Consider the following 12,051-nt stretch of genomic DNA (forward strand, 5'->3'; position numbering starts at 1 on the left):
CCATGACCACCCTCATCACCCATTCCCTGCCCGTCCTCGCGGTGGGCATCGCCCTGGGCAGCCGCGTCATCCCGCCATGGCTGCTGCTGGCGGGGCTGTTCTTCGCCTGCCTGCCCGACGCCGATGTCGCCGCCTTCAAGCTCGGCATCGCCTACGCCGACGCCTTCGGCCACCGGGGCTTCAGCCATTCACTGCTGTTCGCCGCCTGCTGCGGCCTGTTCGGCGCCCTGATCCATCGGCTGCTGCGCTGCGGCCCCCTGAAGGCGGGCCTGTTCATCGGCCTCGCGACCCTCAGCCACAGCCTGCTCGACGCCATGACCGATGGCGGCCTGGGCGTGGCCTGGTTCTGGCCCTGGGACATGCAGCGCCATTTCCTGCCCTGGCGCCCCATCGAGGTGTCCCCCTTCATTGGCGGCTTCTTCACCCAGCGCGGCATCGACGTGCTGCTCTCCGAAGCCCGCTGGGTCGGCCTGCCCTGCCTGCTGCTGGCACTCGGCGGCCTCGGCGTGCGGCGCCTGCTCGCCAAGGGCGCGGCCACCTGAAGGGACGTCACCCGCGCATCCGACGGCGAATCGCGACACCAATGAAAAAGCCCGCATCAAGCGGGCTTTTTCGTCGATCGGCGGCGATCAGAAGCGGAACACTTCCACATCGGTACGCACCGGGGCGGCCAACGGGATCTTCGGAGGCGTCGGTCCGCGCGAGCGCGCCGGGGCGGCGTTGGCCTTGCGCGGTTCCTCGGCAGCTGCCGTGGGCTGGCCGGCGAGCGGCTTGACCGCACCCGCCAGCTGCTCGGCCAGTTGCTGGAGCAGTTGGCTCTGGGCGCGAACCTGGTCGGCCGCAGTGCCGCTGTGGGGTTGTTCCAGGCGTACCAGGCGGCTGTCACGCAGCTGGCCGGCCTTGTCCAGCAGGCGCCACTGGGCCTCCAGCACGGCAGGCCGCTGGGGGCCGGAGTCGAGGCGGCTGATGGTCAGCAGGACCTGGATCTCGGGGGTGAAGCCGGGGGTGGACGGCGCCAGCACCAGGCGCTGGCTGTCCAGGCGCCAGGACAATTGGCGCAGCAGCAGTTGATCGATGTCGCCCGCCAGGCTGCCAGCCCAGCGACCATCGGTGGAGGCGGTCAGGCTGCCATCGGGCTGGCGCTGCAACAGGGTTTCGCGCTGCAGGTAGTCGGCAACCGAAACCGGCCCGAGCAGGACGGCCATGCCGGCGGACTGGTCCGGCAGTTCGGCGGTGCCGCTATCGAGCTGGTACATGGGTACCGGTGCATTGTGAACGCAGCCACCCAGGCCCAGAAGGCTGGTGAACAGCGCCAACAAAGGAAGACGTTTCATCTTTCTCACCCAGGGCCACCGTACGGCGACCCACAGTCGGATTCATTGATGTTCGGGGCGTTCGCCACAACCGCGCGCGGCCCGAGGGGACATATCATCCGCCAATGTGATGGATGACTCCAGCCTCGGGCGTCGAATGGCAACCGACGGGCGGCGAGCGCCGATTCAGCCCTGGACTTCGACCAGCAGCGCGTCGACGCGCTGGAAACCGCGCGGCAGCTTGTTGCCACGCCGGCCCCGTTCGCCCTTGTAGTGCTCCAGGTCGTCGGCCTTGAGCGAAAGGGTGCGCTTGCCGGCCTGGAGCACCAGGGTGGCACCGGCCGGCAACACGGCCAGGTCCGCCAGGTACTCCTCGCGGCTGGCGACGCGATCGCCGGGGATGCCGATGATCTTATTGCCCTTGCCCTTGGCCAGTTGCGGCAGGTCGGCCACCTTGAACAGCAGCAGTCGCCCTTCGGTGGTGACCGCCGCCAGCCAATCCTCCTCCAGGCTCAACAGCGGCCTTGGCGGCACGACACGGGCGCCATTGGGCAGGCTGACCAGGGCCTTGCCGGCCTTGTTCTTGGCCTGCAGGTCCTCGCCCTTGACCACGAAACCGTAGCCGGCGTCCGAGGCGATCACATAAAGCGCATCGTCCTCGGGCAGCAGCACGCATTCGAAGGTGGCTCCCGGCGGCGGGGTCAGGCGGCCGGTCAGCGGCTCGCCCTGGCCACGGGCCGATGGCAGCGTGTGCGCCGCCAGCGAATAGCTGCGACCGGTGGAGTCGATGAATACCGCGTACTGGTTGGAACGCCCCGGCGCGGCGGCCTTGAACTCGTCGCCGGCCTTGTAGGAAAGGCTGGTGGCATCGATCTCGTGGCCCTTGGCGGAACGCACCCAGCCCTTCTCCGACAGCACCACCGTGACCTTCTCGTTCGGCAGCAGGTCGTGTTCGGCCAGCGCCTTGGCCTCGGCACGCTCGACGATGGGCGAGCGGCGGTCATCGCCGTATTTCTCGGCGTCCTCGAGGATTTCCTTGCGCACCAGCTTCTTCAGCTTGGCTTCGCTGCCCAGCAGCGCCAGCAGCTTCTCGCGCTCCTTGGCCAGCTCTTCCTGCTCGCCACGGATCTGCATCTCTTCCAGGCGGGCCAGCTGGCGCAGGCGGGTCTCGAGGATGTATTCGGCCTGGACCTCGGTGAGGCCGAAGCGCTCCATCAGCACCGGCTTGGGCTGGTCCTCGGTGCGGATGATGCGGATCACCTCGTCGAGGTTGAGGAAGGCGATCAGCCGGCCTTCCAGCAGGTGCAGGCGGTGCTCGACCTTGTCCAGGCGGAACTGCAGGCGACGGCGCACGGTGCCGACGCGGAAGGTCAGCCACTCGGTGAGCAGGGTGCGCAGGTCCTTGACCTGGGGCTTGCCGTCCAGGCCGATGATGTTGATGTTCACCCGGTAGGTGGACTCGAGGTCGGTGCTGGCGAACAGGTGCTGCATCAGCGCCGCGTGGTCGACGCGGCTGTTGGTGGGGATGATCACGATGCGGCAGGGGTTCTCGTGGTCCGACTCGTCGCGCAGGTCGGCGATCTGCGGCGCCTTGGAAGGCTTGGCCTGCATCATCGCGGCGATCTGCTCCAGCACCTTGGCGCCGGAAACCTGGTGCGGCAGCGCGGTGACGACGATGTCGCCGTCCTCGACGTGGTACACGGCGCGCATGCGCACCGAGCCACGGCCGGTCTCGTAGATCTTCAGCAGGTCGGCGCGCGGCGTGATGATCTCCGCCTCGGTCGGATAGTCCGGCCCCGGGATGTGTTCGCAGAGCTGCTCGACGGTCGCCTTGGGCTCGTCGAGCAGGCGCACGCAGGCGTTGGCGACCTCACGCAGGTTGTGCGGCGGCACGTCGGTGGCCATGCCCACGGCGATGCCAGTGGTGCCGTTGAGCAGGATGTTCGGCAGGCGCGCCGGCAGCACCAGCGGCTCTTCCAGGGTGCCGTCGAAGTTCGGCCCCCAGTCCGCGGTGCCCTGGCCCAGCTCGCTGAGCAGCACCTCGGAGTAGCGCGACAGGCGCGCCTCGGTGTAGCGCATGGCGGCGAAGGACTTGGGATCGTCTGGCGCACCCCAGTTGCCCTGGCCGTCCACCAGCGTGTAGCGGTAGCTGAAGGGCTGGGCCATCAGCACCATGGCTTCGTAGCACGCCGAGTCGCCATGGGGGTGGAACTTGCCGAGCACGTCGCCCACGGTGCGCGCGGACTTCTTGTGCTTGGAGTCGGCGTCCAGGCCCAGCTCGCTCATGGCGTAGACGATGCGCCGCTGCACGGGCTTGAGGCCGTCGCCGATATGCGGCAGGGCGCGGTCCATGATCACGTACATGGAATAGTTGAGATAAGCCTGTTCGGTGAACTCGGCGAGGGAGCGACGCTCCACGCCTTCCAGGCTGAGATCGAGGGATTCGCTCATGCGTGCCTCACGGTGACATGTGTTGGCGCAGCACCAGGGTGCCGTCGCGCTGGGTGAATTCGAGTTGTTTGAGGGCGCTCATGCCGAGCAGCACCTCGTCGCCATCCATGCCGGGCGCGATGATCGCGGGCACGTCGGCGAGGACGATCTCCCCCAGCTGCAGCTCGCGCAGCCGGGTGCGATGGCCATTGCTGCGGCCATTCGCGGTGCTCAGGGTGATGGGCTCGCCCGGGACCAGGCCCAGCTCGTCGGCCAGGGCATCGGGAACGGCCACGGCGGTGGCGCCGGTATCCAGCAGGAAGGTCACCTGGCGGCCATCGATGCGCCCGTTCATCAGGTAGTGCCCCTGCCGGCTGCTGGCCAGGCGCACCTCCACGTAGCCGTCGCCGCGCCGGGACTCCGGCACCTGGTTGGGGTTGCGCTGGGCGTCCTCCCAGCGACCGAAGAAATGCGTGGCCAGGAGCATGGCGATGCCCCAGGCGAGGATCAGCATGACCCTGCCCGCGCGCTTGCCCGGCGCCTGCTCGCTCATGGCTGCTCCCAGCCGCCGCTCGGTTTGGCGAAGCGCCAGACGATCGGTCGCTGCTCGCCATCGGCCCGGGCCTTGTCGCCGTTGTCGAGCACGATCCAGGCGCCCTCGGCATCGACCCAGAGGCCTTCGGCCATGCCCCAGTCGACGTCGTAGCGACGCGGCTCGGCCAGTGCCTCGGCGGCGAAGGACCAGCAACGCTCGACGCTGCCCTTGCTCGGGTCGCGACGGCAGATGCGGTGGGCATGACGCTCCAGGGTGTACAGCTTGCCGTTGTGGAAGGCCAGGTCGGAGAAGTCCCTGGACATCGGCACGCCACGACCCAGGCCGGGCGGCGGGGCATCCTCGCCGGCTTCGCTGAAGAGCACGCAGCCGCCGGAGCAGCCCCAGGTGGACTGCTTGCGGTGCAGCACCATCAGGCCGCGCCGTTCGCGCTCGGCGCCGAGCCACAGGCGTTCGCCGGAGGGTTCGACGGCGATGCCTTCCAGCAGGGCGTTGAAGTGCAGCAGCATGCCGCTGGCGCGGGCCTGGCGGACCAGGCTCTCCGGCAGGCGCAACCAGTCGGCGCTGCCGGCGTGCGGTACCTGCAGCACCGCCGCATGGGTTTCGCTCACCAGGTAGCGGTTGCCGGCGGCGTCGCAGGTGATGCCTTCGAAGTCCAGTTCGTTGCCGCGCACCATGCTCATCGCCCAGTTGCGCACACGAACGCCCCACGGCAGGCCGCTGGGTGGCGGTGGCGGGGCGACGAAGCGCTCCGCCTCGGCCTTGAGCACGCCTTCCGACGGTACCAGGCGGAACAGGCGGTCATCGACCCGGTCGGAGACCACCAGCAGCTCCTTGCCACAGAGGGCGATGCCGGAGAGGTTGCCCTCGGCGACACCGTCCACCGGGTACTCGGCGCTGAGCTTGAGTTCCTCGACCGGCGGGGCGGCCCACAGAGGCGAGGCGGTCAGCAGCAGGGCGAGAAGGACACTCGCCCTCACACCAGGACCTCGGCCAGGTTGCCCTTGGACTCCAGCCAGGACTTGCGGTCGCCGGCGCGTTTCTTCGCCAGCAACATGTCCATCATCTCGTGGGTGCTTTCGCCATCTTCCAGGGTCAGCTGCACCAGGCGCCGGGTGTTCGGGTCCATGGTGGTTTCGCGCAGCTGCAGCGGGTTCATCTCGCCCAGGCCCTTGAAGCGGGTGACCTGCGGCTTGCCGCGCTTCTTCTCGGCCGCCAGGCGATCGAGGATGCCATCGCGCTCGGCGTCGTCGAGGGCGTAGTAGATCTCCTTGCCCAGGTCGATGCGGTACAGCGGCGGCATGGCCACGTAGACGTGCCCGGCTTCCACCAGCGGGCGGAAGTGACGGACGAACAACGCGCACAGCAGGGTGGCGATGTGCAGGCCGTCGGAGTCGGCGTCGGCGAGGATGCAGATCTTGCCGTAGCGCAGTTGCGCCACGTCGGGGGTGCCCGGGTCGACGCCGATGGCGACGGCGATGTCGTGCACTTCCTGGCTGGCGAGCACTTCGCCGCCATCCACTTCCCAGGTGTTCAGGATCTTCCCGCGCAGCGGCATGATCGCCTGGAACTCCTTGTCACGCGCCTGCTTGGCCGAGCCGCCGGCGGAGTCACCCTCCACCAGGAACAGCTCGGAACGCATCGGGTCCTGGCCTGCGCAGTCGGCCAGCTTGCCGGGCAGCGCCGGGCCCTGGGTGATCTTCTTGCGCTCGACCTTCTTGCCCGCCTTGAGGCGACGACCGGCGTTGCTGATGGCCAGCTCGGCCAGTTGCAGGCCCATGTCGGGGTGCGCGTTGAGCCAGAGGCTGAAGGCGTCCTTGGCGACACCGGCGACGAAGGCGGCCGCCTCGCGGGAGGACAGGCGCTCCTTGGTCTGCCCGGAGAACTGTGGGTCCTGCATCTTCATCGAGAGGACGAAGGCGATGCGTTCCCAGACGTCTTCCGGAGCCAGCTTGACGCCACGGGGCAGCAGGTTGCGGAACTCGCAGAACTCGCGCATCGCATCCAGCAGGCCCTGGCGCAGGCCGTTGACGTGGGTGCCGCCCTGGGCGGTGGGAATCAGGTTGACGTAGCTTTCCTGCAGGGACTCGCCGCCCTCGGGCAGCCACAGCAGGGCCCAGTCGACGGCCTCCTTGTTGCCGGCCAGGCTGCCGACGAAGGGCTCGTCCGGCAGGCGCTGGAACTCGCTGACCGCGTCCACCAGGTAGGAACGCAGGCCATCCTCGTAGTGCCACTCGATGCGCTCGCCGCTGGCCTTGTCCTCGAAGCTGACCAGCAGCCCCGGGCAGAGCACGGCCTTGGCCTTGAGCACATGCTTGAGCCGGCTGACGGAGAACTTGTGCGAGTCGAAGTACTTGGCGTCGGGCCAGAAATGCACGCTGGTGCCGGTGTTGCGCTTGCCGACGGTGCCGATCACTTCCAGGTCGCTGGACTTGAAGCCGTCGGCGAAGGTCATGCGGTATTCGTTGCCATCGCGCTTGACGCGCACCTCGACCAGGGTCGAGAGGGCGTTCACCACCGAGATGCCCACGCCGTGCAGGCCGCCGGAGAACTGGTAGTTCTTGTTGGAGAACTTGCCGCCCGCGTGCAGCTTGGTGAGGATCAGCTCGACGCCGGGCACCCCCTCTTCGGGGTGGATGTCCACCGGCATGCCGCGGCCATCGTCGATCACCTCCAGCGAATTGTCCTCGTGGAGGATCACCTGCACGCTCTTGGCATGGCCGGCCAGGGCTTCGTCGACGCTGTTGTCGATGACTTCCTGGGCCAGGTGGTTGGGCCGGCTGGTGTCGGTGTACATGCCCGGGCGCTTGCGCACCGGGTCGAGGCCGGAAAGGACTTCGATGGCGTCTGCGTTGTAAGCGTTCTGCTGGGCCATGGGGTCTCTTCGTCAAAGGGTGGAAAAGTCGATATCCCGCCACAGGCTGGCGGGAAAACCGGCGTACGCCAGCAGGGCCGGCAGGTGGGCAGGGAAATGCTGGAAACCATGGTCGCCACCGGCCTCGATGCGCAGGGCGCAGGCACGGTAGTAGCGCTCGGCGTGGCGGTAATCCAGGGTTTCATCGGCCGTCTGCAGCCAGACCTGGTAGCGGGCCGGGTCCTGCGGGGGCGGAACCTCCAGCTCGGCCAGGGCATCCACGTGCGCCTGCGTCAGCTCCCAGGTCTCGCCGCTGTAGTAGTTCTTCTGCAGTCCCAGTTGGCCGTCGAACAACCGGTGCGGGGCCACCGCGGGGTTGATCAGTACGGCCCTGAGCCCGTGCCGCTCGGCCAGGAGGGTCGCATAGTAGCCGCCCAGTGAGCTGCCGACCAGCACCGGCCGCCCCAGCTCGGCGAGGGCCGCTTCGAGCTGGGCGATGGCCTCCCGCGGGTGGTGGTGCAGCGCCGGGACGCGCAGTCGCCCGGCCAGGCCCAGGCGCTGCATGAGCGCGGCGAGCTGGCGCGCCTTCTGCGATTCGGGCGAGCTGTTGAAGCCGTGGATATAGAGAAGGGAGGGCTGTTCGGTCGACACGCGGCATCCTGGCAAGTCTGGCGGGCAAGCTGTACTTCTTGCCGTGCCGCAGCGCTAAGGTCAATAACCTTTGACGCTGTAATCCACTTCGAAGTCGATACCGGTGACCCGCGATACGCCGGTTTCCAGCACGCCATCGGCCTGCAGGCGCAGCCAGCGGTAACCCGGCGCCTCGGTGTCGACCTGGAACTCCTCGCTGCCCGGCGCGAACTGCACGCAGGTGGAGGGCGAGGCCAGCAGGCGCACGCCATTGCGCATCTGGTCGAACTCCTGGTGCACATGGCCCCAGAGCACGGCGCGCACCTGGGGGAAACGGTCCAGCACGGTGAACAGGGCGTCCGGGTTGCGCACGCCGATGGGGTCCATCCAGCGGCAGCCGATCGGGACCGGATGGTGGTGGAAACTGATCAGCACGTGCTTGTCCGACGCCTCGCTCACCGCCCGCTCCAGCAGCGCCAGCTGCTCCGGTGGCAGGTGGCCGGGAACGGCGCCACCGATGGTGGAGTCCAGCAATACCACGCGCCAGGCGGGGAAGTCGATGATCGGGTCGAGCAGCCCGGTGCCGGCACAGACCTGCTCCATCACCTGGACTTCGTCGTGGTTGCCCGGGAACCAGCGGCTGTCGGCGGGGATCACCGCGCAAAGGTCGCGAAAGCGCTCGTAGGACTCGACGCTGCCATCCTGGGACAGGTCCCCGGTGGCCAGCACCAGGTCGATATGCGGCTGCTCTTCCAGCACCCGCTCGATCACCCGCTGCAGGCTGTCGGCCGTGTTCATGCCCAGGAGTCGCCCGTCCTCTTCGGCAAATAGATGACTATCGGACAGCTGCACCAGCAGCACCGATGAATCAAAGGCGAGAGTGGACGCGCTCGACAAGGCGGTCTCCTTGGGCGGAATGAGATGAATTATGGTGGTTCAGGCGTGAAACGGTAAACCCGAGAAGCGGGACTGGATCACATTCGCGAGCGCCAGGAAATCGGCAGGAAGCGGATTTTCTAGAGCACGGGCTCCAGTTCGTGGCCACAGGCCAGGCAATGGCTCAGCCATTCGCCGAGGAAGACATTGAGCTGGCTCTTCTCGTCGGGCTGGTGCATGTCGGCGTTCGGATAGGGGTAGAAGCTGCGCAGCCGCCGTGCATTCTCGGCCCCGACCACCTCGGCCATGCGCGCATCGTGGTAGACGCGCACCTCCAGCTGCGGCGAGGGCAGCCAGGGCAGGCTGAGCTCCTGGCGCACCTTCAGGGTGGTGGTGTACGGGCAGGCTTCGACCACGTCCAGCGCCAGCACGCCCACCAGCCGCTCGCCCTGGCTCAAGGCCACGCGGCGCGAGGACTGGACCTCGCGCATCTGCGGCAGCAATCGCATCAGCCGGGCGTAGTTCGCCTCGCAGGCCGCTTGCAGCCCGACGAGGTCCACCCGGTAGCGATCGCGCAACAGATTCACGTCCACATCCCCCGTACTTCATCCCGGTTCAGTGCCAGCCATTGCAGGGCGATGATGGCGGCGGCGTTGATGATGCGGCCGTCACGCAACGCAGCCAGCGCATCGGCGAAGGACAGCACGTGGACGCGGATGTCCTCGCCCTCCTCGGCCAGCCCGTGCACGCCACCGGCGCCGCTGCTGTCGCAACGACCGACGTACAGGTGCACGTATTCGTCCGATCCCCCTGGAGAAGGATAATAGGCGGTGATCGGCCACAGCGACGTCAGCGTCAGGTCGGCCTCCTCGACGGCCTCGCGGCGCGCCACCTCGTCCGGCTCCTCGTCCTTGTCGATCAGCCCGGCCACCAGCTCCAGCATCCAGGGATTGGCGCTCTTCTGCATGGCGCCGACGCGGAACTGCTCGATCAGCACGACCTGGTCGCGTTGCGGATCGTAGGGCAGCACGCACACGGCATCATGGCGCACGAACAGCTCGCGGCTGAGCGTCGGCCCCATCTCCCCGGAAAACTGGCGATGACGCAGGTGCAGGCGATCCAGGCGGTAGAAGCCACGGAAGCATTCCTCGCGCTCGATGATCTCGACCGCGTCCGGCCCGGGTTTGAAGGTATCTATCATCTACGCCTCACTCGATCTGATGGTCCCGCGTTTCGCGCATCCTACTCTGGCGATTCGCCTCGCGCAGCCTCTTTGCAGATGGATTTGCGGCTGGGATCATGCGCTCCTGCGAGCGAACTCGAACCGCCACCGGCAGTCGAAGCACGCAATCCATAACGACTCCCCACCCGATGACGAATTCAATCCCGATGCACAAGAAACTGCTCCTCCTCGGCTGCGCCCTCCTGCTCGGCGCCTGCCAGGCGCTGACGCCCGGCGACAAGGGCCTGGCCGTCAAGCGCGATGCCTGGGAACACCTCAAGCCCGGCTGCCAGGGCGACAGCTGCCCGCTGGTGAACATCGACGTCATCAGTTTTCCCGACCATCCGCAGCTCAGCGAACTGGTGACCCAGCGCCTGCTGCGCATGACCGCCGACGCACCGGACGCGCCGTTGCCGGCCTCGCTGCAGTCCTACGAGAAGGATTTCCTGCAGCGCGCCGAGCCCGGCTGGGCCAGCTACCTGCAGGCCAAGGTACGCGAGCAACGTGACCAATTGACCATCATCGAACTGTCCAGCTACCTGGCCACCGGCGGTGCCCACGGCATGCCCGGGCGCGGGCTGATCAACTACGACCGCACGCAGGACAAGGTGCTGACCCTGCGCGACATGCTCATCCCCGGCCAGGAAGCCGAGTTCTGGAAGCTCGCCGAGCAGGCCCACCAGCGCTGGCTGGCCGCCAACAAGCTGGACCAGGACCCGGAATACGCGAGCACCTGGCCCTTCCAGCGCACCGAGCACATCGCCCTCGGCCGTGGCGCGCTGCTGCTTAAGTATGACGTCTACAGCATCGCGCCCTACGCTGGCGGCCACCCCGAGCTGACCATCCCCTATCCGCAGCTCAACGGGATACTGAAGCCCCAATACTTCCCCGGCCGCGGCTGAGGGACCCCAGCAGCACCTGCAACCCGCCGGCCAGCAGCAGCGCCGGCAGGGTGGCGCCCACCTCGGGCATGAAGTTCGCCAGCAGGTGGTACACCGCGACGCCACAGAACCAGGCGGCCAGCGTGTCCCAACGCAGTGCGCGGCGCGGCGCCAGCTCCTCGCGGCGGCGGCGCAGGACGAAGTGGTCCACCAGCACCACGCCGAACAGCGGTGCGAACACCGAGCCGATCAGCAGCAGGAAGTTCTGGTACTCGGCCAGCGGCGCGAACCAGGCGATCAGCGTGCACAGCGCACCTATGGCCAGCGCCAGGCGCTCCACCTTCACCGGCACCAGGATGCCGCTGGAAACCGCCGCCGAGTGGATGTCGGCGAAGGCGTTCTCCGACTCGTCCAGCAGGATCAGCAGCAGCGGGATACCCAGCCCGGCACCGGCCAGTGCCAGCAGCAATGCGTTGACCTCACCGCTCGGCGCGAAGGCCAGGGTGTAGGCGACGCCCAGGCTCATCAGCCAGAAATTGCCGAGGAAGAACCCCACCGCGGTGCCGCCGAACACGCTGCGCGCACGCTTGCCGAAGCGCGAGTAGTCGGCGATCAGCGGCAGCCAGGACAGCGGCATGGCGATGGCGATGTCGAAGCCCAGGGCGAAGGGCAGCGAGCCGTCGCCGCCACGGGCCCAGATCGCCCCCAGGTCGGCCTTGTCGAACAGGTTCCAGGTCAGCCAGATGCAGGCGCCCAGCAGCAGCCAGATGCCCCACTTGCGCAGCACGCGACGCACGAAGGTGAGCGGGCCGGTCACCGCCAGCAGGGTCGCCAGCGCGCCGAAGAACAGGGTCCACAGCGCCGGCGAGGCCAGCGCGCTGCCCTCGCCCCAGGCACGGGTGGCCAGCAGGCTCGCGGCGTCACGCATGACGATGATCTCGAACGCGCCCCAGCCCACCAGTTGCAGGAGGTTGAGCAGCGCCGGCAGCACGGCGCCGCGCCGGCCCAGGGCCAGGCCGAGGGTGCCCATGGCCGAGAGGCCGGTGTCGCTGCCGATCACCGCCGCGGCGCCGAGCAGCAGCACGCCGACGGCGGTGCCGCAGGCGATGGCCGCCAGCGACCCGGCCAGGCCGAGCCCGGGCGCCAGCAGCGCACCGAGCTGCAGCACCATCAGGCCGACGCCTAGGGAGAACCAGAGGGAGAACAGGTCGCGCGCGCCGAAAACGCGCTGGCCGGCGGGAACCGGCAGGGACGGCGAGTAGCTGGGGGTGGTCACGATGAAGGCCCTGGAG

Annotated in this window: 12 protein-coding genes; 2 read left to right on the forward strand and 10 right to left on the reverse strand. The window is 68.1% G+C overall.

Translation table 11 applies throughout. From position 1 onward, the window contains the following. Window positions 1-2: 2 nt before the first annotated feature. Window positions 3-542, forward strand: a complete 540-nt coding sequence (locus HSX14_RS27695; protein WP_173171351.1) for a metal-dependent hydrolase — start codon at window positions 3-5, stop codon at window positions 540-542. An 87-nt stretch (window positions 543-629) separates the two neighbouring features. Here HSX14_RS27695 and HSX14_RS27700 read toward each other — a convergent pair whose 3' ends face one another. From HSX14_RS27700 to HSX14_RS27740, 9 genes are all read right to left on the reverse strand, one after another. Beyond that, window positions 630-1,334, reverse strand: a complete 705-nt coding sequence (locus HSX14_RS27700; RefSeq protein WP_173171349.1) for a PqiC family protein — start codon at window positions 1,332-1,334, stop codon at window positions 630-632. Between the two features lie 165 nt (window positions 1,335-1,499). Continuing rightward, the gene (parC, locus tag HSX14_RS27705) at window positions 1,500-3,764 is read right to left on the reverse strand and encodes a DNA topoisomerase IV subunit A (RefSeq protein ID WP_173171347.1); all 2,265 of its coding nucleotides are present in this window, start codon (window positions 3,762-3,764) and stop codon (window positions 1,500-1,502) included. 7 nt (window positions 3,765-3,771) lie between these two features. Then, entirely contained in the window at window positions 3,772-4,296 is a 525-nt protein-coding gene (locus HSX14_RS27710) for a retropepsin-like aspartic protease family protein (protein ID WP_173171345.1), read from the reverse strand. Continuing rightward, a complete protein-coding gene (locus HSX14_RS27715; protein WP_228723503.1) occupies window positions 4,293-5,276 on the reverse strand; it encodes an esterase-like activity of phytase family protein in 984 nt (327 codons plus the stop codon). The genes HSX14_RS27710 and HSX14_RS27715 overlap by 4 nt, the downstream gene beginning before the upstream one ends. Further along, window positions 5,273-7,171, reverse strand: coding sequence for a DNA topoisomerase IV subunit B (gene parE / locus HSX14_RS27720; RefSeq protein WP_173171343.1), 1,899 nt, complete (start codon window positions 7,169-7,171; stop codon window positions 5,273-5,275). The genes HSX14_RS27715 and parE overlap by 4 nt, the downstream gene beginning before the upstream one ends. 12 nt (window positions 7,172-7,183) lie before the next feature. Next, the gene (locus tag HSX14_RS27725) at window positions 7,184-7,801 is read right to left on the reverse strand and encodes a YqiA/YcfP family alpha/beta fold hydrolase (protein ID WP_173171341.1); all 618 of its coding nucleotides are present in this window, start codon (window positions 7,799-7,801) and stop codon (window positions 7,184-7,186) included. 60 nt (window positions 7,802-7,861) lie between these two features. Continuing rightward, complete coding sequence (gene cpdA, locus HSX14_RS27730) at window positions 7,862-8,677, reverse strand: 3',5'-cyclic-AMP phosphodiesterase (protein WP_173171339.1); 816 nt, start codon at window positions 8,675-8,677, stop codon at window positions 7,862-7,864. Window positions 8,678-8,796: 119 nt separating this feature from the next. After that, window positions 8,797-9,249, reverse strand: a complete 453-nt coding sequence (locus HSX14_RS27735; protein ID WP_173171337.1) for a DUF1249 domain-containing protein — start codon at window positions 9,247-9,249, stop codon at window positions 8,797-8,799. Beyond that, a complete protein-coding gene (locus tag HSX14_RS27740; protein WP_111259862.1) occupies window positions 9,240-9,857 on the reverse strand; it encodes an NUDIX domain-containing protein in 618 nt (205 codons plus the stop codon). The genes HSX14_RS27735 and HSX14_RS27740 overlap by 10 nt, the downstream gene beginning before the upstream one ends. Before the next feature lie 188 nt (window positions 9,858-10,045). Between HSX14_RS27740 and HSX14_RS27745 the strand changes: the two genes are divergently transcribed. Next, window positions 10,046-10,780, forward strand: coding sequence for an RsiV family protein (locus HSX14_RS27745; RefSeq protein ID WP_228723504.1), 735 nt, complete (start codon window positions 10,046-10,048; stop codon window positions 10,778-10,780). Here the strand turns inward: HSX14_RS27745 and cytX are convergent. Then, window positions 10,737-12,035: a putative hydroxymethylpyrimidine transporter CytX gene (gene cytX / locus HSX14_RS27750; RefSeq protein WP_173171333.1), complete on the reverse strand. Its 1,299-nt coding sequence runs from the start codon at window positions 12,033-12,035 to the stop codon at window positions 10,737-10,739. The two genes, HSX14_RS27745 and cytX, sit on opposite strands and share 44 nt — an antisense overlap. Between the last annotated feature and the right edge of the window lie 16 nt (window positions 12,036-12,051).

This window comes from Pseudomonas tohonis (assembly GCF_012767755.2).
Lineage (GTDB): Bacteria > Pseudomonadota > Gammaproteobacteria > Pseudomonadales > Pseudomonadaceae > Metapseudomonas > Metapseudomonas tohonis.

Excerpts from the sequence above, each read along its gene's own strand:
- HSX14_RS27695 (WP_173171351.1), top strand. The coding sequence starts at position 3 with ATGACCACCCTCATCACCCATTCCCTGCCCGTCCTCGCGGTGGGCATC.
- HSX14_RS27700 (WP_173171349.1), bottom strand. The coding sequence starts at position 1,334 with ATGAAACGTCTTCCTTTGTTGGCGCTGTTCACCAGCCTTCTGGGCCTG.
- parC (WP_173171347.1), bottom strand. The coding sequence starts at position 3,764 with ATGAGCGAATCCCTCGATCTCAGCCTGGAAGGCGTGGAGCGTCGCTCC.
- HSX14_RS27710 (WP_173171345.1), bottom strand. The coding sequence starts at position 4,296 with ATGAGCGAGCAGGCGCCGGGCAAGCGCGCGGGCAGGGTCATGCTGATC.
- parE (WP_173171343.1), bottom strand. The coding sequence starts at position 7,171 with ATGGCCCAGCAGAACGCTTACAACGCAGACGCCATCGAAGTCCTTTCC.
- HSX14_RS27740 (WP_111259862.1), bottom strand. The coding sequence starts at position 9,857 with ATGATAGATACCTTCAAACCCGGGCCGGACGCGGTCGAGATCATCGAG.
- HSX14_RS27745 (WP_228723504.1), top strand. The coding sequence starts at position 10,046 with ATGCACAAGAAACTGCTCCTCCTCGGCTGCGCCCTCCTGCTCGGCGCC.